We start from the raw sequence: 22,439 nt of genomic DNA, 5'->3' as shown, positions 1-22,439 counted from the left end.
GCAGGCCAGACCCATGCCGAGGCAAATCCACTACAACGCGGCGGAACACATCTCAGCCGAGACGGCGGCAGACCCCTATCTGCGGCCTGCGTTTTCCCTCAGCAACCGGCTACGGCGGCTGGTGTGGAACATCTGCCGGGCCCTGCTGTACCGCCTCTCGCCGAAACCGCTCCACGCATGGCGGTCGTTTCTGCTGCGGCTATTCGGTGCGCGAATGGGCCGAGGCTGCCACTTCTATCCGAGCTCAAAGGTGTGGGCGCCGTGGAACCTTGTCTGCGCCGACCAGGTGACGGCGGCCGACGGGGCGGAGATCTACAACCCATCCCCGGTCACGCTTGGCTCGCACGTCATCCTGTCTCAGGACGCGTACATCTGCGGAGCGACGCACGATTACAACGATCCCGCATTTCCGCTGATTGCCTATGCCATGAGCTTCGGGGAGTATGCGTGGGTGTGTGCGCGGGCCTCTGTTGCGCCGGGCGTGAATATGGGCGAAGGCGCGGTGCTCGGGCTGGGTTCGGTGGCGACGCGCAACCTGGACCCGTGGAGCGTCTACGCCGGCGTGCCCGCTGTCAAGGTGAGAGACCGGGACCGCGCACAGCCAACCGAGACCACCTAGCCGCGCAGCTTGGCAAGCAGATCCGTCGGGTGGACAGGCTTGGCGAGAATCTCAAACTCATGCCCCTGCAGACGGGCCTTCTCCAGCAGGTCAGCCGTCGCGGCCTGGCCCGAGAAGAGCAGGATCTTACACTTCGGCAGCTTGTTCCGCGCAATGATGGCCGCCTCGATGCCGGTCATGCCTGTCATAATCACGTCGCTGATCAGCATGTCGGGACGGAAGCTGTCGATGGCCTCGACGGCCTTTTCACCGCTGAAGACGGCGCGCGCCTCAAACCCGGCCTGGTTCAAAATGATTGCAAGCGTATTGGCAATGACCTGTTCGTCATCGGCAACAAGGACCTTGAGTTTTGGTGCCGCGGGAGTTGCCGGATCAGCCATGCTGAGTGCTCCAAAGAAAAAATTCAACCATCATGCCAAATGGAACTGCACGACGTTCGCCTTCGCCATTTTAGCTACATACTAATGATACGCTGACCACATGCCCCTTGGGCAGCCTCGCTGCCGGGAATCCGGCATCACGTCAGCTATTCAGAAGAGCCTTTATGCAGTCTGTCATCATACGCGCCGAGCGTGTCGAAAAATATTACGCGCAGCCGAGCGAGAACCGCATCCAGGTCATCGCGCCGACCGACCTGTCCATTGCGGCAGGCGAGATCGTCGCGGTGCTCGGCCCATCCGGGTCCGGGAAATCGACGCTGCTGCGGATGCTGACCGGGTTGTCTCAGCCTTCGGCGGGCGAGGTCTACTGGCACGAGAAGCCGATTGCCACGGCGGACGTGAACGTCTCGATCGTCTTTCAGAGCTTCGCGCTCTTTCCCTGGCTCACCGTGCTTGAAAACGTCGAGGCGCCGCTGAAGGCGCGCGGCATGGAAGCTGCCGAACGGCGCAGGCGCAGCCTCAAGATTCTCGACGCCGTGGGCCTCGACGGTTTTCAGGCAGCGTATCCCAAGGAACTCTCCGGTGGAATGCGGCAGCGCGTAGGCTTTGCGCGCGCGCTGGTCGTCGAGCCTGAAGTGCTGTTCATGGACGAGCCCTTCTCCGCACTCGACGTGCTGACAGCAGAGAACCTGCGCAGCGAACTGCTCGAGCTCTGGCAGAAGAAGACCATCCCGACGCAGGCCATCTTCATCGTCACCCACAATATCGAAGAGGCCGTTCTGCTGGCCGACCGCATCATCGTGCTGGGGCGCAATCCGGGTCGTGTACGGACGGATTTCAAAGTCACTATTCCGCATCCGCGCGACAAGAAGACCGCCGCGTTTACGCAGTTGGTGGACTACATCTACAAAGTGCTGACGCAGCCGGATACGCAACCTCCTGCTCTGCCGGAGGCCAGGACCGGCAAACCGGGCGGCGCGCCGAAACAGCACTATCAGATGCTTCCCCATGCGCGCCCCGGCGGAATTGCCGGATTGCTGGAGCTGCTGCTCGACCACAACGGCAAGGACGACATCTATCGCCTGGCCGACGATCTCGCCTTCGAGATCGACGACCTGCTGCCGATTGTGGACGCCGCGCAACTGCTCGGCTTTTTGACCGTCACCGAAGGCGATGCCGCCATCACACCCACAGGCACGGAGTATGCCAACTCCGAAATTCTGCGCCAGAAGGAACTCTTCCGCTCGGCGGCCGTGGAGAACGTGCTGCTGCTCCGCCAGATCATCCGCGCCATCGAAGCCAAGAGCGACCGCAGCGTGCCCGAGGAGTTCTTCCACGACATGCTCGACGAGCAGTTCAGCGAAGACGAGACTCTGCGCCAGCTCGAAACCGCAATCAACTGGGGGCGCTACGCCGAGCTGTTCGACTTCGACGCATCGCGGCGGCGCTTCATCCAGCCGGAAAAACTGACGGCTGAAAACGACAACCAGGCCACCGAGGAGATCGATGCGTGATCAGGCTTCCCGAGAGCTTCAGCAGCCTCCGCGGGCGCGAGACGCTGGCGCGTTCGCAGGTGCTGCAGCGCAGTTGGCCTGTGGTGATGGACCTGTGCGTCGCCGGCATCGGGCTGGCCTGCTTCTACGGCGTCGTCGTCATTGCGCAGTACTGGTTCGGCCACGCTGAGCCTGCGATTGTCATCTCGCAGAGCCCGCGCGCGCTGCCGCTCTATGCGTTTTACTCCCTGGTGCGCATCTTCCTCGCCTATCTGCTGAGTCTGGTGTTCGCCGTGGGCTACGGCTACGTGGCCGCGTACAACAAGCGGCTTGAGGCCCTGATGATCGCGGCGCTCGACATCCTGCAATCGATCCCGGTGCTGAGCTTTCTGCCCGGCGTGATGCTCGCCATGGTGGCGCTGTTTCCCACGCGGCAGATCGGCGTCGAGATGGGCGCGATTGTGCTCATCTTCACCGGCCAGGTCTGGAACATGGCGTTCAGCTTTTACTCGTCGATCAAGAGCATCCCGCGCGAGCTGAGCGAGGCGGCGAGCATCTACCAGTTTTCGCGCTGGCAGCGGCTGGTGCAACTGGAGCTTCCCTACTCGGCGATTGGCCTGGTGTGGAACTCGATGGTCTCGGTCGCGGGCGGCTGGTTTTTTCTGATGGCCTGCGAGATGTTCGTGCTGGGCTCACGCGACTTTCGCCTGCCGGGACTGGGTTCGTTCCTGCAAACGGCGGCGGGCACGGGCAACACGGCGGCGATTGTCTGGGGCCTGGTCACGATGATTACGATTATCGTCGCCACCGACCAGCTCATCTGGCGGCCCATCATTGCGTGGAGCGACAAGTTCAAGTTTGAGCAGGTGGAGAGCACCAAGCATGTGCGCTCGCCGTTGCTGCACCTGTTGCAACACTCGCGTGGGCTGCGCACGCTCAGGCACCATACGATTCGCCCATTGAGTGAAGCCGTCTACAAGCGGCTCGCCGAAGACCGGAAGGCGCGCAGCGAACACGCCGCTTCCGCGCCGACCGATGCGGAGAACCACGTCGCTGGCCTGAAGACGATTTTGCGTGTTGCCTTCGTGGTCGTTGCGGCAGCGGCCGTGCTGTATGCTGCATGGCACGCAATCGGGCTGCTGCACCAGGTCAGCGGATCGCAGTTCGGCGAGATTATGAAGGGCGCGCTGGCGACCTTTCTGCGCGTCAACATTTCGCTGGTGCTCGCCGCCGCGTGGACCATCCCGGTCGGCGTCGCGATTGGCTTTCACCCGCGCCTTGCGCGCATCGCTCAGCCGCTGGCACAAATTGCCGCGTCTGTCCCCGCAACGGCGCTGTTCCCTGTCATCCTGATTGCGCTTGTGCAGATGGGCGGCGGGCTGGGTATCGGCTCCATCGCGCTGATGCTGCTGGGCACGCAGTGGTACATTCTGTTCAACGTCATCGCTGGCGCGATGGCGATCCCCTACGACATGCGCGAAGTCGCCACGCTCTTCAAATTCACGAGGGTGCAGCGATGGAAGACCGTCATCCTTCCCGGCATCTTTCCCTTCCTGATAACCGGACTGGTGACAGCGTCGGGCGGCGCGTGGAACGCCAGCATTATTGCCGAATACTTCCACCTGAAGGGCCAGACCATGCAGACGGTGGGCCTCGGCGCGGTCATCAGCGCGGCCACCGACAGCGGCCAGTTTCAGATTCTGCTGCTCGCCACCATCGTCATGGCGCTGATGGTGGTGACGATCAACCGGCTGGTGTGGCGGCCTCTATACCGGTTGTCGGAGTCGCGCTATAAACTCGGTGGCTGACCTGGTGGTTGAGCAGGCGGCAACTGCGGCTTGCGAAAGGCGAAGACCACGGCAAGCAGCGGCGGGGCGAGCAGCACTCCCCAGAACGAAAAGACAATGCCCAGCACGATAGGGCCGAAGAACGCAGCCCACCATGGCACCTTCGTCGTGCGGTGCAGCACATAGGGGCCGATGACGAGACCCTCCAGAACCACGATGAGGCCGTAGAGTCCGAGCACCAGCCCGAGCCGCCACTCGTCGTGCCCGGTGACGGCGACCGAGAAGACCGGCCCGACCAGGGCGATCATGCTGCCGAACGTAGGGATGATTTGGAGGATGCCGCCCAGCACGGCCCAGAGCGGCGCGAACGGAACATGGATCAACTCCAGTCCAATGAACCAGAGGATGCCCACGATCAGCGCGTCAAGCGTAGCGGCGCGCCACCACGCAACCAGCGCGCCGCTTGCCGTCTTCAGTGAGCCGCTCGCCTTGTCCCTTCGTGTCGCCATGCCACCTGAAAGTTCCCAAACGCATCTGAAGCAGTTGAAGACAGAACTATAACGCAAGCTCACGCATTGCATACGCGTCTCAATGGAGAGCAACTACGATGGCTGTCATGATGCAGGCCTTTTACTGGGATGCTCCCAGGGCGGAAAAGCAGGAACATACCTGGTGGAACTTTGTGGCGGAGAAAGTGGAAGAGCTCAGCAAGGCGGGGATCAATGCGCTCTGGCTGCCACCTGTCTCGAAGGCCTCCAGCAATACCTCGATGGGTTACGATCCTTACGACTACTTCGACCTTGGAGATTTCGACCAGAAGGGCGGCACGAAGACCTGGTATGGCAACAGCGCGGAATTGAAGGCGCTCATCGCCAAGGCCCACGATCATGGAATGGGACTTTACGCCGACATGGTGATCAACCATAACTCCGGCGCGGATGAAGAAGAGGTCAACCCGCTCGACGGAGAGAAGCGATGGACGAAGTTCAACCCGAAGAGCGGCCGGTTTCCACGCGACTGGAACTGCTTTCATCCCAGCCGGTATGAGCAGGTGATGATGCCGAACGAGGAAAACTACGCGGGCTATCCGCACCTGTGCCATCGCAATCCTCGCGTGTATACCGCGATGTTCGAGTATGCGCGCATGTTGATCGAGGAGCTTGGGTTCGATGGCTTCCGCTTCGATTTCGTTAAGGGTTTCGGCGCGTGGATGATCGGCCTGCTTGCCAAATACCGTTACGTCAAGGACGGGAAGGAATTTACCCCGTTCATCGTCGGCGAGTACTGGTCGGGGACGGAGGATATCGATCACTGGCTAGACCGCGTGAACAAACTCACCGACAACCAGATTTCCGCGTTCGATTTTCCGTTGCGGTACAAACTGAAGGACGTGTGCGATACGCCCCATTACGACCTGCGCAATCTGACCGATAACGGAACCGTTGTGATGAAACGCCCTCTCCATGCAGCTACCTTCGTCGATAACCACGACATGGGCGACAACATGATCGTGAACGACAAGATGATGGCTTACTCGTTCATCATGGTGCATGAGGGGTATCCGAGCATCTTCTGGTACGACTACTACAACAACGGCCTGGCGCGCCCGGGGACGCCGAATGGGATCAACGCTCTCATCGCGGCGCATTACAAATACGCCGGCGGCGACTCGCAGATACTCCACGCAGATCCCGACCTGTACATCATGCAGCGGGTTGGATGGAAGGACAAGAACACGAACCAGCTTGGGCTGATCTATGTGCTCAACAACCTCGGGAACCAGTGGTCCGGAACCAGGGTGAAGACACAGTGGAAAAACCAGAAGTTCGCTCCGGTTGCCTGGGATGGACACGATACGGCCCATCCGGATGAGCGCACAACTGATGGCGACGGGAGTTCCGAGTTCCCTGCCCCGCCGCGCGGCTTTGCCATCTACGCGCCGGTTTAAAAACGCAGCGCGAATGCTATCCTTAAGCTATGAAATTCGGCGTTCTCGTCTTCCCCGGATCGAACTGCGACCACGACACCTACAACGTGATTGACGCGGTGGCGCGGCAGCCGGTGACGTTCCTCTGGCACGCCTCCGAAGACCTCGAAGGGTGCGACGCCATCCTCGTTCCCGGTGGGTTTGCCTACGGCGACTACCTGCGCACCGGCGCGATTGCAAAGTTTGCTCCCGTCATGCAGTCGGTGACAAAGTTCGCCCAAAAAGGCGGGCTGGTGATGGGCATCTGCAACGGCTTCCAGATTCTGTGCGAAGCAGGACTGCTGCCGGGCGCGCTGATGCGCAACGCCGGGCAAAACTACATCTGCAAACAGACTTTCCTGCGTACCGAGACCAACGACTCGCCCTTCACGCATGGCCTCAAGCGCGGGCAGGTGCTCCAGATGCCGATCGGCCACATGGAGGGCAACTACTTCTGCGATTCCGAAACGCTGGCCGCACTGAAGCGCGAAGACCGCATCGCATTCCGCTACGCTACGCCCGAGGGCGAGATTACAAAGGCAGCGAACCCGAACGGCTCGCTCGAAAACATCGCCGGTGTGCTGAGCGAAGGCCGCAACGTGCTGGGCATGATGCCGCACCCTGACCGGTCGAGCGAGGCGCTGCTCGGCTCCGCCGACGGGCTGCTGCTGTTTCAGTCGATGGCGCAGTCGCTGGCCGGGGCGCGCTGAGCCGGTGATACTCTAGCCGCATGATTGACATTCACCATCATCTGCTGTGGGGGCTGGACGATGGCGCCACGAGCCTCGATACGACGCTGGCAATGGCTCGACTCGCAGCCGAAGACGGTATCACGCACGTCGTCTGCTCGCCGCATGCGAACGGCAAGTACAGTTACGATCCAGCGACCGTTGCGGCAAAGATTGCGGAGCTGGAGCAGGAACTGGCGCGAGAACGCATCAACCTGAAGCTGGGGCGCGGGTGCGACTTTCATCTCTCCTACGACAACATCGAGCAGGCCAAGGCTGATCCGTCGCGGTTCAGCATCAACGGGCTGGGCTATCTGCTGGTGGAGATTCCCGACTTCGGCCTGCCGCCCGGGCTGACCGAGGTCTTCTACGAATTGCAGCTTGCCGGGCTCACGCCGATTCTGACGCATCCGGAGCGGAACCCGACCCTTCAAGTTGATCAGGGACGGATGGTGGAGTGGCTGAAAGGCGGCGTGCTGGTGCAGGTCACGGCCGGCTCCGTCGCCGGACAGATGGGCAGGCAGGCTGAGCGGATGGCGCATGAGCTTCTGGCCAAACGCTGGGTCCACTTTCTGGCCACCGACGCACATAACACCACGTCGCGCGCTCCAAAAATGCGGGCGGCTCAGGAGGCCGTGGCCGGAAAATATGGGCCGGACTACGCTCGGCTGATCTGTGTCTCGAACCCGCTGGCCGCCTTCATGGGCAAGCCGCTAGAGCCGCAGCCGGAGCCCTTCGGACTCTACGACGATATGGAGCCGAAGCGGTGGTGGCAACGGCTGTTCAGCCGCTAGCCCGTACTTACGCTGAGTGAAAAGATTGCGCCGTCAGAGACCGAGGCCGCCGTCCACGGCCAGAAGCTGTCCGGTGATGAAGTGAGGGGCCGTAGCAAAGAAACGCACGGCGGCGGCTACGTCTTCGGCGGTGCCGTTGCGTTGCATCGGCGTCTTGCGCGCGAAGTGGGCGTAGGCTTCGTCCACTTCGCCCTGAACGATCATCCCCGGCGCGATGCAGTTGACGCTGATCTCCGGTGCCCACGCCTTAGCCATCGTCTGCGACAGCATGTGCAGTGCGGCCTTCGAGGTGCAGTAGTGTCCATGCGTGGCCCAGGGGTGCAGGCCGCCCAGCGATCCGATGTTGATGATGCGTCCGCGCGATGCGCGCAGGTGCTGATGCGCGGCCTGCGCTACGAGGAACGGTGCGCGGGTGTTGGTGCTGAACATCGCGTCCCACTGGACGACGGTGATCTCGTCGAGCGCGGCTGACTCGAAGACGCCCGCGTTGTTGACCAGAATGTCGAGGCGGCCGAAGTCGCTGATGACTTCGGCGACGGTCTCGCGGATGCTTTCCGGGTCTCGAAGATCGCAGCGGACGGCAAGCGCCTCGGCGTTGTACGCGGCCAGGTCGCGGACGGTCTGCTCCGCCTCAGGCTGCGAGGCGAGGTACGTGATGGCCACATCCGCGCCCGCTTCAGCAAGCGTCAGCGCGATGGCTCGGCCAATGCGTCTGGCGGCTCCGGTGACGAGCGCGGTCTTTCCCTGAAGTGGTTTGTCCATGTTGTGATTCAACCGGCAGTTGACGGTAGCACAAAAGCAGATTCCTCCGCTTTGCTACGGAATGACAATGCAAAAACTGGCTGTCGAGCTTGATACTTCCCACCCATCGCAAAGAGCGCGATGGATGGGGCACCTAAAGATTGTTGGACAATCAAGGCTACTGCTTTGGTGCGGAGGCGCCGGCAGACTTCGGAGCAGCAGCCGGTGCGGTGGACGCGGGCGGTGCGGCAGGCTGCGTGCTGGTCTGAGGCTTGGGGCGGACGGGCTCCTGCACGCCCCACTTGCGGTCCGAAGCCTTGCCTTCGTTGTTCTCGTAGGCGGAGACCTGTGCGCGGGGGCGCAGCATGGAGATCGAGATGTCCTTGGTCGGTCCGTCAATCTGGTACGACCCGGCATAGGTGGCAAAGCCGGCAGCGATAATCTGCACATCGACACGGCTGCCGACCGGGATGACGTCGATGGTCGCCTTGCCGTCGGGGCCGGTCTTGACTTCGAGGTTGCCCAGGTCCTTGCCGTTCCGGTCGAACGGGTTGAAGACGACAGCGGCGTTCATCAGGGGCTGGCCATTTTCCTTCTTCAGCACCTCGACGTCGATGCGCGCAGTCGGCGGCGGAGCCTTGTACTTGCGGCTGCGATAGTGCTGTTCCCCCGCCTTGGCCTGCCATGAAGAGGCGAGCGCAAAGCAGAAGACGAGTGCAAACGAGATCCAGACTGAACGGCGGAGCGGCATGGGGATATTTTACGACGGATGATGGCATGCGAAGAAGCCGGGCCGCTGGAGTTTGTAGTTTTTCGACCCGTATTTGCGGCAATGGGAAAGGAAGCAGATTCCTTCGCTACGCCACGGAATGGAAACGCCAAGGGGCTGCGGAATGGCTTTGGCGCGGCGTCGGACGGGCAGGAGGCAGGGTTGCGTGAGATAGACTAAGATTTTTAGCGCATAAGTTGACAGTGCTCGGTGCAATGTCTTATCGTTAGCAATCGGAAGCAGCGAGTGCTAATGCGCTCCAGCGGCCTCCGCGCCGACTCGGCGAGGACTGATTCCCTATGATTTTGCGGGTTGCCCGGAGGAACGTGCCCGGCCCCGCGCCATGCAACGGCGAACCGCGTGTTCGCCCAAAACCCAAAATGCTCCAAGGAGATGTACAGCAATGTCGAAAACATCGTTTACACCGCTGCACGACCGTATCCTGGTTCGCCGCGTGGAAGAGAGCGAGACCGTTCGCGGCGGAATCATCATCCCCGATTCAGCCAAAGAGAAGCCGCAGCAGGGCGAAGTGATCTCGGTGGGCAAGGGCAAGTCGAACGACGAAGGCAAGGTATTCCCCCTCGACGTGAAGGCGGGCGACAGCATCCTGTTCGGCAAGTACTCCGGCACGGAGATCAAGCTGGACGGCGAAGAGTTTCTGATCATGCGCGAGGAAGAGGTCCTCGGCATCCTCAAGAAGTAGCACTTCGTGCCGTATACCGCGGCTACGCCGCCTAATCGGCGCTTCGGGCGCCTCACTCAAAACACTTTGATTGGTCGCTGACCAAAACAGGAGCAACACAATGGCAAAACAGATTCTGCATGGAGAAGATTCGCGTCAGGCAATCCTGCGTGGTGTCAACACGCTGGCCGACGCAGTGAAAGTGACACTTGGACCTAAGGGTCGCAATGTCGTCATTGAGAAGAAGTTCGGCTCACCAACGATCACCAAGGACGGCGTCACCGTGGCCAAGGAGATCGAGCTGGGCAACTCGCTCGAAAACATGGGCGCGCAGATGGTGCGCGAGGTTGCGTCGAAGACCTCGGACGTAGCCGGTGACGGCACCACCACCGCGACCGTGCTGGCACAGGCCATCTACCGCGAGGGCGTGAAGACCGTTGCCGCCGGCGCAAACCCGATGGCGCTGAAGCGCGGCATCGACAAGGCTGTTGAGGCGATCATCGGCAAGCGCGACGAGAACGGCGCGGCCCAGGGCGGCGCACTCAACAAGCTGTCGAAGCCGGTTTCGGGCGAGATGATTGCGCAGGTCGGCACGATCTCGGCCAATAGCGATGCGCAGATCGGCACCATCATCGCCGAGGCCATGAAGAAGGTCGGCAAAGACGGCGTCATCACCGTCGAAGAGTCGCGCACCATGGAGACGCAGTTGGATGTGGTCGAGGGAATGCAGTTCGACCGCGGCTACCTGTCGCCCTACTTCGTGACCGACGCGGAGCGCATGGAAGCGGCGCTCGAGAACCCCTACATCCTGATCTACGAGAAGAAGATTTCGTCGATGAAGGACCTGCTGCCGCTGCTGGAGCAGATTGCCCGCACCGCCAAGCCGCTCGTCATCATTGCTGAGGACGTGGACGGCGAGGCGCTCGCAACGCTCGTGGTCAACAAGCTGCGCGGCACGCTGAACGTGGCCGCCGTCAAGGCCCCTGGCTTCGGCGACCGTCGCAAGGCCATGCTACAGGACATCGCAGTGCTGACCGGCGGCAAGGCCATCACGGAAGATCTCGGCATCAAGCTCGAAGGCGTGAAGATCGAGGATCTGGGCACGGCGAAGCGCGTCACCATCGACAAGGACAACACCACCATCGTCGATGGCGGCGGGAACGACAACGACATCGCTGGTCGCGTGAAGGAGATTCGCGCTCAGGTCGAGAAGACCACCTCCGACTACGACCGCGAGAAGCTCCAGGAGCGTCTGGCCAAGCTGGTCGGCGGCGTTGCCGTCATCAAGGTGGGCGCTGCAACCGAGACCGAGATGAAGGAGAAGAAGGCTCGTGTCGAGGACGCCATGCACGCAACCCGCGCGGCGGTTGAGGAAGGCATCGTCCCCGGCGGCGGCGTGGCGCTGGTACGTTGCGCCAAGGCTGTCGATGAGGTCATCAAGGGCCTCGAAGGCGACGAGAAGATCGGCGCGTCCATCATCCGTCGCGCGATTGAAGAGCCGCTGCGCATGATCGTCTCGAACGCGGGCGAAGAGGGCGCGGTCGTCATCGGCAAGATCCACGAATCGAAGGAGCACAACTTCGGCTACAACGCCGGAACGGGCGTCTACGAGGACCTGGTGAAGGCTGGCGTCATCGACCCGACGAAGGTCACGCGGACTGCGCTACAGAACGCCGCCTCCATCGCCGGACTGATGCTGACCACCGAGGCGATGATCTCCGAGATCCCGGAGAAGAAGGAAGCTCCGGGCGGCGGCCACAACCACGGCGGCGGCATGGACGGCATGTACTAAACCGCTGCTTTCAATCAACACTGATGGAACCCCGGAGCGTGCGCTTCGGGGTTTCTCTTTTTGATGCGGCGAACGATTGCCCTGAGTCTTTCGTGGCTATAGGGGGAGCAAAGACTTAAACTGAAGGTCGCGCTGATGCGGCACGGCGGCATTGCGCGATTGATTGATGTCTTCGCCATGAACATTGAGACCGACGACGTTTCCATCGCCAGACGCAAACTGGTGATCCACGATGCAGCGATGATTGCGGGGCTGTCTTTGGCGACGGTGCTGCTCTTCATGGCGACGCTGTTCCTGTTTCGCTCGTTCGAATCGCATCGCAGCGAGCTGGCCATTCGCTGGTCCAGTCGCGGACGTGTGGCGCTGGCGGCTGGCCATCCCGAGCAGGCGATTGGCGCGTTGCGCACTGCGCTCACCTACGCGCCGGCCAACCGCGAGTACGAACTGCTGCTGGCTGAGGCTTTGGATAAGGCGGGACACACGGACGAGTCGTACAACTACTTCCTGGGCCTGTGGACCGCACAGCCGGGTGACGGTGCGATCAATCTATGGTTGGCGCGGCTGGAGGCAAAGAGAGGCGACAGCGCCGCAGCGGCCAAATACTACCGGGCCTCGATCTACGGCACGTGGAACGGCGACGGCGCTGCACGCAGGCGCGATGTGCGACTGGAGCTGGCGCGCTATCTGCTGGACCACAAGGACGACGATGCAGCTCGCACGGAATTGCTGATCGCGGGAGGAAACAACCCCGGCGATCCTGCATTGGAGATGACACTGGGCGCGCTGCTGGAGCAGGCGAACGATCCTGCCGATGCGTTTGTCTATTACAGAAAAGTGATTGCCGCGCAGCCGAAAAATGCACCCGCATTGGCAGCCGCCGGAAGGCTGGCATTCGCCGCCGCGCGGTTCAAGGAGGCACGCCGCCTGCTTGGTCGCGCTGACCGCGAGTTCGATGACGCCAATACAAAGGAGCCGGAAGACCTGACCGAACTCCTGAAGAATGTGGATCGCGCGCTTGCGATTGCTCCATTTAAAACACTGCCTGTGCGAGAGCGAGCGGCCCGCACGGTTGCCGCACGCGAGACGGCGCGGAAGCGGTTCGCGGATTGCAGCCTTCAAGTGGCGCAGTCCGGCGGCTCGCCTTCATCGCTTCAGGTCCTCAGCACCGCGTGGGCGGCCAAGGCAGCGAATGCAGACGAGCGAATGCTCCTGCGCAACCCCGACGCCGAGGACGCGACTATCAAGCTGATCTTCGACACCGAGTTACAGACCATGCAGGCGTGCGGCCCTCCGAGCGGCGACGATGCGCTACTGCTGCTGCTGGCACAATCACCGAACGCGCTGGATCAATGAGAGGGCACGAAGAGAGAGCATGGACACAGAGCCAGTGATCACAAAGGAGGTGAAGCCGGGCGCCAGATGGCCCGGCCCGGCTGAAGCAGCGCGGATCGCTCCGGGGCGCGAGGAGCGGCTGTTTCTGCTGCTCTCCATCTTCATCGGCGTCATCTCCGGCTTGCTGGTCGTCGCGTTTCGCATGGCGATTGAGTGGTTACATGTGCTGCTGCTGGGGTCGTCGCCCGCGCCGGGACAGCACCGCCTGCTCATCATGCCCGCGCTTGCTGGAGTGCTGATCGCACTGTTGACGCGGTATCTCTTCCCCAATGTGCGGGGCAGCGGCATCAACCAGACCAAAGCCGCGTTCTACATACACAACGGATACATCTCGACGCGCACCGTCATCGGCAAGTTTCTGCTGTCGGCGCTGGCGATTGGCAGCGGCCACTCGCTGGGGCCGGAAGACCCTTCGCTACAGATCGGCGCGGGCGTAGCTTCGTTCATCAGCCGCAAGATGGGAATGTCGAAGGCAAAGCTGCGCATCTTTGCGCCGGTGGGCGCGGCCGCCGGCCTGGCTGCGGCGTTCAATGCGCCCATCTCTGCGATCCTGTTTGTCATTGAAGAGGTGATCGGACAGTGGAGCGCGGCTGTGCTCGGCTCCATCGTCCTCTCGGCTGTATCGAGCGTCGTGGTGGCGCGCTGGTTCTGGGGCACAGAGCCGATGTTCCGCATTCCCGCAGTGAACCTGCGCGACCCGCGCGAGCTGATCGCGTATGCCGTGCTGGGCGTCGTCGGAGGCTTCGCTTCCCTGCTCTTCGCACGCTCTCTTGGTTATCTGCGGCCCTTGCTGCGCAGGCAGCCCACATGGTCGCAACTGGGACAACCTGCGCTCGCAGGGCTAATGGTCGGCGCGATTGGCTACTTCGGCTTCCCTCAGGTCATGGGCGCCGGATACGAGGCCATCGACCAGGCCATGCACTCGCAGTTTGCGTGGAAGATGCTGCTCGTGCTCGCGCTCTTCAAAATTCTTGCCACCACGCTCTCATTTTCCAGCGGCACACCGGGCGGCATGTTTGCGCCCACGCTGTTCGTCGGCGCGATGCTCGGTGCGGGAGTGGGCGCCTTCGAGAAGATTTATTTCCCGCACGTCACAGGCTCGCTGGGCTCGTATGCGCTGGTGGGCATGGGCGTTTTGTTCGCGGGATTTCTACGCGCGCCGTTGACCTCCGTCTTCATGGTGCTGGAGGTCAGCGGCAACTACTCCATCGTCATTCCCGTCATTCTTGCGAACACGATTGCCTACCTCATCGGCCGCACGCTGCAACCCGTTCCCATCTTCGAGATGATGACGCACCAGGACGGACTCTACCTGCCGTCGATGGAGGAGCAGCGCGAGGAGAGCAATCTACACCTGGAAGACGCGATGCGCCCGCTGGACGTGCCCGTGTTGCAGGCTGCGGGCACCATAGACGATGCCGCGCGCGAGCTGGCTGCGCACGGCGGCCTGAAGGACGTTTCTGTCGCGTTGGTGCGGTATCCGAGCGGGCTGTGGTACGCGGCGAAGCGCGACGAGCTGGCCGCGATCCTTGCGAATCCTGCCGGCGAACAGCAGAGCGCGGGCCTTTCGCTTGGCGACCGGCTCGGCGGGGAGCGGACACCGCTGCTGTTTCCCGACCTTCCTCTGGACAGCGTGCTGCCGTATTTTGAACGATGGCCGCTGCTGCCTGTCTCCAATCGCGCCGTGCGCGGAGCGGTGGAGGGCGTGATCTCTCTCGACGATGTGCTGAATCGCTACCGGCGCAGGTAGTGTTGTTCATCGACCGCGAACAGGAATAGTATTCTCCTGAATCGTTTCAAACCCCGCTGATATTTGCCAACGAGAGGATGAGGATGAGACTGTCGCGGAGAGAGTTTTCAAAGATGGGCGCGTATGGTTTGGCGGCGCAGATGCTCCCTGCAAGCGCGATGAAGGCGCAGGAGAGCGGCAGAAAGATTGGCTACTGCGTCATCGGGATCGGGAGAATCGCCGACCACTTTCTGCGCGGTGTCGAGCAGAGCTCCTACGCGAAGATCACCGGATTCGTGAGCGGACACAGAGACAAGGCCGAGCGGTTCGCCGCGCAGTACGGCGTGCCCGCAAGCTCCATCTACAGCTACGAAGACATGGACCGGATGCGCGACAACAAGGAGATCGACGCCGTCTACGTCGCGTTGCCCAACAACATGCACGCCGAATACACGATTCGCTCGGCCAAGGCGGGCAAACACGTGCTGTGCGAAAAGCCGATGTCCACCACCGTCAGCGATGCGGAGGCGATGATCGCCGCATGCAAAGCTGCGAATGTGAAGCTGATGATCGCCTACCGGCTGCACTACGAACCGCTGAATCTGAAGGCGATTCAACTTATTCGAGACGGTGCGCTGGGCCAGGTGCAATCGATCAACGGCGCATTCGGCTTCAACTGCGGCGCGGGCGAGTGGCGGTTGACGAAGCAGTATGGCGGAGGCGGTTCGCTCTTCGATGTCGGCATCTACGTGTTGAATGCGTGTCGCTACCTGACCGGCGAGGAGCCGGTGAAGTTTACCGGCGTCACCTCGACCATCACCCACGATGGCCGCTTCAACGAGGTCGATGAAAATGTCTCGTGGACGCTGAAGTTCCCTTCAGGCATCCTGGCGACAGGCAGCAGCACCTACGGTGCGACCATGCCTGGGTACTTCAAGGTTTACGGCACGAAGGGCTGGCTGGGAATGGACCCGGCATACAACTACGACGGCCTGCGGCTGCGCGCGAGCTATGCGGGCGCGAAGGGTGCTCCGCGTATTGAGTTGGACGAGGCAAACCCGGAGCGCGACCCGAAGCAGTTTGCGCGCGAGGCCGACCACTTGGCAGAGTGCATCCTGAACAACAAAACACCGACGAGCCCAGGTGAAGAGGGTCTGCGTGACATGCGCTACATCCAGGCCATCTACAAAACGGCCGGGGTTGAGGTTGCGTGAAGAATACTCCCGGAAGCTGCCAGACGCACAATCCGCTATCCTGCTGTGCATGACAATGAAATGGATGGCGGTTCTGGTTGCGGCAGCGATGCTCGTCCCTGTGGGTCTGGCTCAAACAGATGTACATGCTTTGCAAAAGGAACTCAAGGGGAAGCAACTGGCCCTGAGAAACTATGCCGCGGACCCCAGTGCTTCCTATGTGTGGAACAACGGCACGCTCGTCGCTGAGCCGGTGGCCTTCTACACGTTTGGAGTGTTTACGACGAAGTCGGTGAAGCTCAAGAGAGACACTCTCATCATTGAAGGCACGCGGGCCACCATCGTTCGCGATCGCAAAACCGGTGCGTGGGAGCTTGATCACCAGACTCCGATGAAACTTAAGGTGGATTTGCATGGCACCGATCAATCGACTGTGGTTCCGGAATTACAGAACATGATGTTTTTTCCTGATGTGCAGACCGCGCTCGCTGGACTGCCTGCGCAGATAGCAGGGACGCTGAACACCAGCTCCGACTCACAGACTCCCTGCAAGTGCCAATGGATCGACGCATCGAACAAAGGCGACTGGTTGCGTGTGGATTTCCCGTCTCCACGGCTCGTTGTTCCGAAGCTTCTGTACAGTGTAGAGCCTGACTTCAGTGCAGAAGCAAGACAAAATAAAGTCTCCGGCAACGTCAAGCTCTTTATCGATGTTTCCGCGACAGGGCACGTGAATGACATCTGGCTTGCCAGGGGCTTCGGATATGGTTTGGACGAAGCGGCTGAAAAGGCCGCACGGCAATACGTCTTCAAACCAGCAACGTACGATGGGAAGCCAGTAAAGACTGTGGTCGACGTGCAAATTAACTTCCAGACATTTTGAAGTTCAGTCGCCGCCGAAGCGAATCTTCAAGCCCGTGCGAATTGTAAACGGCAGGCTTGGGTAGCCGATGGGGCCGATGTGTTGCAGGCTCAGCAGATTGTCGAGCTGCGTATACGCCGTGATGTGGCCCGTGAGCGTGTAGAGCGCGTTGATGTCGAGCTTGGCGTAGCCGGAGTCGAGGTTGCGGTTGGGCAACAGCAGCGTGTTGCCGCCGTTGAAGTCGTTATAGAGCTGGAAGGTGGAGTCGTCGCTGCGACTGGCAAGCGCGCCTTTGAACGCCGCTGAAAACCTTGCGCGGGTATACTGCACAGCGAAAAAGCCAGCCTCCGGCGGGCGGCGGAACGGGCGGCTGCCGACCAGCGGCGAGAGTGCTCCGATGGCGATGCCGGGGATGTTCGGGTTCGTCGTAGGCGTGCCGTTGTTGGCCGCGACCGCGTCGCTGGCAAAAGATTGCAACACAATAGGAGCGAGGTACGTGTAGCCTCCGCGCACGAAGAGATGCGTGAATGGCCGATACTGTACTTCGAGTTCCATCCCCTGCGCGCGGAAGGCGAGCGAGTTCAACGCAGCGCCGAAGAGCTGATTGGCGATGCTGGGCGGAATGCCGAAGTACTTCGTCAGGCTGGTTGAATCGACGACCTCGATCTGATGGCTGAACTCATTGTGAAAGTAGCCCGCCTTCAGGATGAGCTTCTGGCCGAGGATGTTCTGGTCTACGCCAAGGTCCCATGTGCGCGACCGCTCTTCGCTGATGGGCGTGACGCGGTAGGCGTCGATGGCAGCTTGATTGCCGCTCTGTTGAAGCTCGGTGTAGAGGCTGGAAAACTCCGACGCGAGCGAAGGCTCCTGCACCCCGGTAGCAAAGCTGGCCCGCAGGCGCGTGCCGCGAAACCTGCGCAGGCCCGGACGCACCGGCACGTAAGCGAGTCCGATGCGCGGCGTGCCCGCAATGCCGTAGAGATGGTTCTTTTCAACCGCGCCCCCCAGCGAGTAGAAGACGCGATTTTTGATGTCGCCCTGAAGCTGGAGCGTGTACTGAAAGTTTGGCCGATCGATCTTTTCGTCTTCAAACACAGCCGGATCGACGAAGCGACCGCGTTCATCCTCATAGCGAAATCCGAAGAGCGCGGTAATGCGATGCGGAAAGGCGTAGTCCGACTGATAGTAGAACTCGTCGCGGTTGGAAACAGCGTCTTCCTGCGGGGAGAAGAACGCCGCGCGTCCAGTGGCGCTGTAGCCATTGGCCCCGCGAATCGTAACGGTGTTGCCGTAGTACGTGGTGTAGCTCACACCGTCAAACTCGCTCGTGACAGGCTCCCCGACAGGCGTAAACTGTCGCACCTGCTCACGCTTGCGCACAATGCCGTAGCGGGCGAGGTTGTGCCACTTCCCTGCCGCTAGATTTTCAATCGTCAACCCGGAGTAGAGGTCCTGGTCGCTCTGCTTGCCCGAGGCCGCAATGCCGTAGAAACCGTAAGCATTCGGCAGCCCGGTGGCGGAGTTGCCATATCGCAGCGTGAAGCGTGCCTGCGTGTTCGTCGTGAGGTTGTAGCCGATGTTGGCCACGCTGGTGGCGACATGAAACTGATCTCGCGCCAGCGAGTTCGAGGTATCGAAGCGGCTGAACGCTGTGTAGTAATCCAGCTTCGCGTGCGCACCGGAAAGTGCGGCCTCGTTGCGATACGTGCGAAAGTTCCCGGCGTCGCCCGAATAGTTCAGCACGGGGCGAAGCGAACTGCCGCGCGGCGTTGTGAGGCTGACCACCGAAGCCGCCGCATCGGAGCCATACAGCGCCGAGTTCGGCCCGCGATAGAGTTCCAGCCCGCTCAGCCCCGTCGTTGAGACCGTGCCGTAGTCGAACTGCCCTCCGGGGTCTTCCACGGCAATGCCATCGATGAGCACCTTGTTCGCATCGGAGCCACCGCCTCGCACGAACAACGAGGCAACGCCGCCGTACTGACCAGTCTGCACCACCACGTTTCCCGGCGACTGGCGCAGATCGTTGACGATGCCCACCTGAGTGGCCAGGTCGGACATCGGAATCAACGTGACCGCCGCACTCGCCTGCTGGATCGGTGTCGAGATGCCGGTCGCCGTCACTGTCACCTGCTCGGTGACGGAGGCGGCTTCGAGAACAACGTTGCGCGTCACCACATCGATGCGACCGCCGTAGAAGTCGCGGCTGATGTTCGGAGCGAATGTCGTCGCAGCCGTCAGCAAAATAAAACGACCCTGCGCAGTGCTACGAATCTCGTAGCTGCCATCCACCCCCGAGACACCGATGGCGATAGCCTGCGTCCCCTGAATGAGCCTGACCTGTGCTCCAGTAACGGCTGCGCCGAGAGGGTCGGTGACGACGCCGCGCACAATCACCGCGCGCGCAGGAGCTGCCAGGACGAAGACCAGCAGCATGGCAAACAGAACGAGCAGCGGCCGGATGCGGAGGTCGAATGACATGCGTACTTCCATCATAACGACCGCCGGCGTCCGGCAGGGATCAGGGGAGGAGGATCAGCTTGCCCGTCGTCTTGCGCGATTCAAGATCGCGGTGAGCCTGGGCAGCCTCGGCAAGTGGATACGTATGCTCGATGCGCAGCTTCAGCGAACCGTCGGCCACGCTCCCGAAGACATCGCGCGCTCGCTCCTCCAGATCGTGGCGCGTAGCGATGTAGTCCTTGAGCGTAGGCCGCGTAATGTAAAGCGAGCCCAGCAGCGAGAGCCTAATCAGATCAAACGGAGGAACCGCTCCGCTCGATCCGCCAAACAGCACCAGCGTGCCGCGCGGGCGCAGCACCTCCAGCGATTTGTCGAAGGTCGTCTTGCCCACCGAATCGTAAACCGCGTGCAGGCCGGGGCCATTGACCAGCTTCTTCACCTTCGCGGCAAAGTCCTCATGCGTGTAGAGAATGACCTCATCGGCCCCTGCGGCGCGCACCAGCGCCTCCTTCTGCGCCGTCGAAACCGTGGTGAAGACGCGCGCGCCGCGCGCCTTGGCCATCTGGATCAGCAGCAGCCCGGTACCGCCCGCACCTGCGTGGATCAGCACCTCGTCGCCGCTCTCGATGGGATACGCCGAATGCGACAGATAGTGCGCCGTCATGCCTTGCAGAATGGCAGCAGCAGCCTCGGTGGCCGTAACGCCTTCGGGAATGCGCACGAGCCGGCTGGCAGGCGCAACAGCGAACTGCGCATAAGTGCCCGGAATGCCGCACCACGCAACGCGGTCGTCCACCTTCACGCCGCCCGCCCCGGGTCCAAGCGCCGTTACCGTGCCGGCCGCTTCCTGGCCAAGCGTGTACGGCAGGTGCGCCGGATACCGCCCTTCGCGGAAATACGTGTCGATAAAGTTGACGCCCGAGGCCTCGATGCGCACCAGCGCCTCGCCCGGCCCAAGCGACGGCATCGGAATATCCTGCAACGTAAGCACGTCGGGCGAGCCTGTCGTGAACATTTGAATGGCTTGCATAAATAAATTGGCCTTCCCTGCCTGAAATCCTCCGACTGACCGATGGTTGCCTGCGCACAACATGCAGGCCGGGCAGGCCATCGTCCCGCCGCGGCCTGCCTGATGCGTCAGCCGGTGATGTCGTGCAGCGTGGCGACCGGCCCGTTCTTCTTCACCGACTCGATGCCGTTGTCGCGCGCGCCTGTCGAGTTATACATCTCGCTCTTGCCAATCGTCTCGTGGTTCCTTGCCTTCAGCACGAAGTACGGCTTGCCTGAAGTTGATTCCTTGCGCTCAAACTGTTCGTCATGCGGAGAATTTGTCTTCACCGACTCAATGCCGTTCAGCGCGGCTTCCTTCGTCTTATAAAGTTCGCTGGTCAGAATGACCTCGCCATTTGCCGCCTTCAGATTAAACATGAACTGCTCATGTGCCGCCGCCTTCAATTCGTAGTGTGCTGCCATCTTCCCTCCAGGGTTGGTCGAACGGATTGACGTGCATCACCGGTATGGGCGGTAGCGCCTTGCCGGGATGCTCAACACTTTACCTGAAGAATTCCTGTCCGCGTCTGTCAAATGGGAAATAGAATGGGCCCAACGATTTTGAGACAAGCCGGACCAGTTCTCGATTCACCTGGCAACACTGGCTTTGGGGTATGGAGGATGCGCGTGAAACAAACAGGGCGAATTGCTCGCAGTGCATGGATTGCCACATCGATGTTGACGCTGACGCTCGGCACAGCCGGCTGTCGCGCGCGCAATACAAAGAGCAAGCCCACGGTAGCAGCCTCCGCAGGCGCTGTGAACACCCCGGCGGCCTCGGCCAACAAGCTAGCCGAAGCAGGTGTGTCGATTGTCACAGCCTGCGCCACAGAGCCGTTTGCCAACGCCAGCAAAGGCTTGATCGTCGCACAGACTGGTCTCAACGAAGATGTCTTCGACCTGCGCGATCGGAACACCTACCGCGCTGTCCCTTTTGCCCTGAACGAGGCACTGCGCCTACAGGACCTCTTGCTGAAGGAGATCGCCGCTCCGGGTCACACAAGCTATTCAGCCCCGCAGATCGCCTGCATCCAGCAGTTCGTCGCGCAGTTCAAGTCGCTCACCGACCCGCTGGTCGAAGCCGACACCGAACAGAAGCAACTTGACATTTCAGCATTCGACAAAGCATCGAAAGAAGCAGAGCAGGAAACCGAGCAGCAGACCACCCAGGAACAGAAGGCCATCGCGCCCGCAAGCTCCGGCCGGCAGTAGAGACAATCCATCTCGCCTCCCATTTCCCTGTAGCTGTTTTTCTGGAGGTTTCGTGCCGGAGACCTCCTCATCTCCAGGACAGTCCCTACTTTCTCGTTGTCATTCCCGAAGGTGCTCTGCGTTTCGCATCGGCCCGCGCCGGACTACACCTCTACGGAAATCCTCCAACACGCAAAACGGCCCGGCAAATGCGCCGGGCCGCTGCTCGCTTTACGAAACTAAGCGAGGACCTTGATCACCGATTTGTCGATTGTGTCCTTGGGCACATAGCCGACAATCTGCTCGGCCACTTTGCCGCCCTTGAAGAGCAGCAGCGCAGGGATGCCGCGAATGCCGTAGCGCATCGGCGTGGCCGTATTCGCGTCCACATCCATCTTCATCACCTTGAGTTTGCCCTGGTACTGCGAAGCAACCTCGTCCACAACCGGCGCGAGCGCCCGACACGGACCGCACCACGCGGCCCAGAAGTCCACCAACACAGGCTCCGCAGACTGGAGCACATCCTTCTCAAAACTTGCATCGTTTACATCGGTAACAAACTGTCCTGCCATTATTCCTCCCACTTGCTTTCGCCCCGTAGCACCCGACCGGGGCCCGGCAACCTTCACCATAATAGATGCAAAACCACACTTCCGGTTTCAAAACAGAAGAAGCTTACTTAAAAGGCAAACGCCCGGACCTCTATTGAAAGAGGTCAACGGGCGGCGTAGCAGCCCTCCCCAGAACTGCCCACACGCATAAGGTACGGGTGTTTCATTCATTCGTAAAGGAATCTTAGGTAACAAATACGGGA

At 61.2% G+C, this 22,439-nt stretch carries 21 protein-coding genes; 13 read left to right on the top strand and 8 right to left on the bottom strand.

From position 1 onward, the window contains the following. The first annotated feature begins 13 nt into the window (after positions 1-13). Complete coding sequence (locus tag VFU66_RS01825; RefSeq protein WP_326444522.1) at positions 14-619, top strand: LbetaH domain-containing protein; 606 nt, start codon at positions 14-16, stop codon at positions 617-619. Here the strand turns inward: VFU66_RS01825 and VFU66_RS01820 are convergent. Further along, the gene (locus VFU66_RS01820; protein WP_326444521.1) at positions 616-999 is read right to left on the bottom strand and encodes a response regulator; all 384 of its coding nucleotides are present in this window, start codon (positions 997-999) and stop codon (positions 616-618) included. The genes VFU66_RS01825 and VFU66_RS01820 overlap by 4 nt on opposite strands. A 164-nt stretch (positions 1,000-1,163) precedes the next feature. Here VFU66_RS01820 and VFU66_RS01815 point away from each other — a divergent pair, with 164 nt between their 5' ends. Both VFU66_RS01815 and VFU66_RS01810 read left to right on the top strand, forming a co-directional pair. Further along, positions 1,164-2,513 (top strand): ABC transporter ATP-binding protein, encoded by a 1,350-nt coding sequence (locus VFU66_RS01815; RefSeq protein WP_326444520.1) that lies wholly within the window; start codon positions 1,164-1,166, stop codon positions 2,511-2,513. Next, positions 2,510-4,300, top strand: a complete 1,791-nt coding sequence (locus VFU66_RS01810) for an ABC transporter permease (protein ID WP_326444519.1) — start codon at positions 2,510-2,512, stop codon at positions 4,298-4,300. Before VFU66_RS01815 ends, VFU66_RS01810 begins: the two co-directional genes overlap by 4 nt. Here VFU66_RS01810 and VFU66_RS01805 read toward each other — a convergent pair. Next, on the bottom strand, positions 4,282-4,788 hold the full coding sequence (locus tag VFU66_RS01805; protein ID WP_326444518.1) for an AI-2E family transporter: 507 nt from the start codon (positions 4,786-4,788) through the stop codon (positions 4,282-4,284). The two genes, VFU66_RS01810 and VFU66_RS01805, sit on opposite strands and share 19 nt — an antisense overlap. A gap of 98 nt (positions 4,789-4,886) precedes the next feature. On the opposite strand from VFU66_RS01805, the gene VFU66_RS01800 reads away from it, so the two are divergent. From VFU66_RS01800 to VFU66_RS01790, 3 genes are read left to right on the top strand one after another with little or no spacing between them, the layout of a single operon-like run. Next, positions 4,887-6,227 carry an alpha-amylase domain-containing protein gene (locus VFU66_RS01800; RefSeq protein ID WP_326444517.1) on the top strand — a complete coding sequence of 447 codons (1,341 nt, stop codon included), beginning with the start codon at positions 4,887-4,889 and terminating at the stop codon, positions 6,225-6,227. Between the two features lie 29 nt (positions 6,228-6,256). Then, positions 6,257-6,955 (top strand): phosphoribosylformylglycinamidine synthase subunit PurQ, encoded by a 699-nt coding sequence (gene purQ, locus VFU66_RS01795; protein WP_326444516.1) that lies wholly within the window; start codon positions 6,257-6,259, stop codon positions 6,953-6,955. Between the two features lie 20 nt (positions 6,956-6,975). Beyond that, complete coding sequence (locus VFU66_RS01790) at positions 6,976-7,767, top strand: tyrosine-protein phosphatase (protein WP_326444515.1); 792 nt, start codon at positions 6,976-6,978, stop codon at positions 7,765-7,767. A 33-nt stretch (positions 7,768-7,800) separates the two neighbouring features. Here VFU66_RS01790 and VFU66_RS01785 read toward each other — a convergent pair whose 3' ends face one another. After that, on the bottom strand, positions 7,801-8,529 hold the full coding sequence (locus VFU66_RS01785; protein WP_326444514.1) for an SDR family NAD(P)-dependent oxidoreductase: 729 nt from the start codon (positions 8,527-8,529) through the stop codon (positions 7,801-7,803). A gap of 157 nt (positions 8,530-8,686) precedes the next feature. Beyond that, a complete protein-coding gene (locus tag VFU66_RS01780; RefSeq protein WP_326444513.1) occupies positions 8,687-9,259 on the bottom strand; it encodes a hypothetical protein in 573 nt (190 codons plus the stop codon). A 421-nt stretch (positions 9,260-9,680) separates the two neighbouring features. Between VFU66_RS01780 and VFU66_RS01775 the strand changes: the two genes are divergently transcribed. The 6 genes from VFU66_RS01775 to VFU66_RS01750 all read left to right on the top strand — a co-directional run bounded on the left by VFU66_RS01775 (position 9,681) and on the right by VFU66_RS01750 (position 16,948). Next, on the top strand, positions 9,681-9,980 hold the full coding sequence (locus tag VFU66_RS01775) for a co-chaperone GroES (RefSeq protein ID WP_188758352.1): 300 nt from the start codon (positions 9,681-9,683) through the stop codon (positions 9,978-9,980). Between the two features lie 100 nt (positions 9,981-10,080). Then, the gene (groL, locus tag VFU66_RS01770) at positions 10,081-11,751 is read left to right on the top strand and encodes a chaperonin GroEL (RefSeq protein ID WP_326444512.1); all 1,671 of its coding nucleotides are present in this window, start codon (positions 10,081-10,083) and stop codon (positions 11,749-11,751) included. 135 nt (positions 11,752-11,886) lie between these two features. Next, entirely contained in the window at positions 11,887-13,104 is a 1,218-nt protein-coding gene (locus tag VFU66_RS01765) for a tetratricopeptide repeat protein (protein WP_326444511.1), read from the top strand. Between the two features lie 19 nt (positions 13,105-13,123). After that, positions 13,124-14,893: a chloride channel protein gene (locus VFU66_RS01760; protein WP_326444510.1), complete on the top strand. Its 1,770-nt coding sequence runs from the start codon at positions 13,124-13,126 to the stop codon at positions 14,891-14,893. 83 nt (positions 14,894-14,976) lie between these two features. Then, positions 14,977-16,086 (top strand): Gfo/Idh/MocA family protein, encoded by a 1,110-nt coding sequence (locus VFU66_RS01755; protein WP_326444509.1) that lies wholly within the window; start codon positions 14,977-14,979, stop codon positions 16,084-16,086. 64 nt (positions 16,087-16,150) lie between these two features. After that, the gene (locus VFU66_RS01750; protein ID WP_326444508.1) at positions 16,151-16,948 is read left to right on the top strand and encodes an energy transducer TonB; all 798 of its coding nucleotides are present in this window, start codon (positions 16,151-16,153) and stop codon (positions 16,946-16,948) included. Positions 16,949-16,951: 3 nt separating this feature from the next. On the opposite strand, the gene VFU66_RS01745 is transcribed toward VFU66_RS01750, so the two are convergent. The 3 genes from VFU66_RS01745 to VFU66_RS01735 form a co-directional block, all read right to left on the bottom strand. Beyond that, positions 16,952-19,405: a TonB-dependent receptor gene (locus VFU66_RS01745; RefSeq protein ID WP_326444507.1), complete on the bottom strand. Its 2,454-nt coding sequence runs from the start codon at positions 19,403-19,405 to the stop codon at positions 16,952-16,954. Between the two features lie 40 nt (positions 19,406-19,445). Beyond that, positions 19,446-20,414, bottom strand: coding sequence for a quinone oxidoreductase family protein (locus tag VFU66_RS01740; protein ID WP_326444506.1), 969 nt, complete (start codon positions 20,412-20,414; stop codon positions 19,446-19,448). A gap of 107 nt (positions 20,415-20,521) precedes the next feature. Then, entirely contained in the window at positions 20,522-20,857 is a 336-nt protein-coding gene (locus tag VFU66_RS01735) for a YegP family protein (protein ID WP_326444505.1), read from the bottom strand. Between the two features lie 252 nt (positions 20,858-21,109). Here VFU66_RS01735 and VFU66_RS01730 point away from each other — a divergent pair, with 252 nt between their 5' ends. After that, on the top strand, positions 21,110-21,646 hold the full coding sequence (locus VFU66_RS01730) for a hypothetical protein (protein WP_326444504.1): 537 nt from the start codon (positions 21,110-21,112) through the stop codon (positions 21,644-21,646). Positions 21,647-21,864: 218 nt separating this feature from the next. Here VFU66_RS01730 and trxA read toward each other — a convergent pair whose 3' ends face one another. Beyond that, positions 21,865-22,197 carry a thioredoxin gene (trxA, locus tag VFU66_RS01725; protein WP_326444503.1) on the bottom strand — a complete coding sequence of 111 codons (333 nt, stop codon included), beginning with the start codon at positions 22,195-22,197 and terminating at the stop codon, positions 21,865-21,867. Positions 22,198-22,439: the final 242 nt, after the last annotated feature.

This window comes from Edaphobacter sp., from assembly GCF_035763405.1.
Classification (GTDB): domain Bacteria; phylum Acidobacteriota; class Terriglobia; order Terriglobales; family Acidobacteriaceae; genus Edaphobacter.
The sequence above is the reverse complement of the archived record's forward strand: the minus strand, read 5'-3'. Positions and strand labels throughout refer to the sequence as shown.

Bases quoted from the DNA above. Each gene is read 5' to 3' on its own strand.
- groL (WP_326444512.1), top strand. From the start codon at position 10,081: ATGGCAAAACAGATTCTGCATGGAGAAGATTCGCGTCAGGCAATCCTG.
- VFU66_RS01750 (WP_326444508.1), top strand. From the start codon at position 16,151: ATGGCGGTTCTGGTTGCGGCAGCGATGCTCGTCCCTGTGGGTCTGGCT.
- purQ (WP_326444516.1), top strand. From the start codon at position 6,257: ATGAAATTCGGCGTTCTCGTCTTCCCCGGATCGAACTGCGACCACGAC.
- VFU66_RS01730 (WP_326444504.1), top strand. From the start codon at position 21,110: ATGTTGACGCTGACGCTCGGCACAGCCGGCTGTCGCGCGCGCAATACA.
- VFU66_RS01800 (WP_326444517.1), top strand. From the start codon at position 4,887: ATGGCTGTCATGATGCAGGCCTTTTACTGGGATGCTCCCAGGGCGGAA.
- trxA (WP_326444503.1), bottom strand. From the start codon at position 22,197: ATGGCAGGACAGTTTGTTACCGATGTAAACGATGCAAGTTTTGAGAAG.
- VFU66_RS01785 (WP_326444514.1), bottom strand. From the start codon at position 8,529: ATGGACAAACCACTTCAGGGAAAGACCGCGCTCGTCACCGGAGCCGCC.
- VFU66_RS01775 (WP_188758352.1), top strand. From the start codon at position 9,681: ATGTCGAAAACATCGTTTACACCGCTGCACGACCGTATCCTGGTTCGC.
- VFU66_RS01780 (WP_326444513.1), bottom strand. From the start codon at position 9,259: ATGCCGCTCCGCCGTTCAGTCTGGATCTCGTTTGCACTCGTCTTCTGC.
- VFU66_RS01740 (WP_326444506.1), bottom strand. From the start codon at position 20,414: ATGCAAGCCATTCAAATGTTCACGACAGGCTCGCCCGACGTGCTTACG.
- VFU66_RS01790 (WP_326444515.1), top strand. From the start codon at position 6,976: ATGATTGACATTCACCATCATCTGCTGTGGGGGCTGGACGATGGCGCC.
- VFU66_RS01755 (WP_326444509.1), top strand. From the start codon at position 14,977: ATGAGACTGTCGCGGAGAGAGTTTTCAAAGATGGGCGCGTATGGTTTG.
- VFU66_RS01820 (WP_326444521.1), bottom strand. From the start codon at position 999: ATGGCTGATCCGGCAACTCCCGCGGCACCAAAACTCAAGGTCCTTGTT.
- VFU66_RS01765 (WP_326444511.1), top strand. From the start codon at position 11,887: ATGCGGCACGGCGGCATTGCGCGATTGATTGATGTCTTCGCCATGAAC.
- VFU66_RS01760 (WP_326444510.1), top strand. From the start codon at position 13,124: ATGGACACAGAGCCAGTGATCACAAAGGAGGTGAAGCCGGGCGCCAGA.
- VFU66_RS01745 (WP_326444507.1), bottom strand. From the start codon at position 19,405: ATGTCATTCGACCTCCGCATCCGGCCGCTGCTCGTTCTGTTTGCCATG.
- VFU66_RS01805 (WP_326444518.1), bottom strand. From the start codon at position 4,788: ATGGCGACACGAAGGGACAAGGCGAGCGGCTCACTGAAGACGGCAAGC.
- VFU66_RS01815 (WP_326444520.1), top strand. From the start codon at position 1,164: ATGCAGTCTGTCATCATACGCGCCGAGCGTGTCGAAAAATATTACGCG.
- VFU66_RS01735 (WP_326444505.1), bottom strand. From the start codon at position 20,857: ATGGCAGCACACTACGAATTGAAGGCGGCGGCACATGAGCAGTTCATG.
- VFU66_RS01825 (WP_326444522.1), top strand. From the start codon at position 14: ATGCCGAGGCAAATCCACTACAACGCGGCGGAACACATCTCAGCCGAG.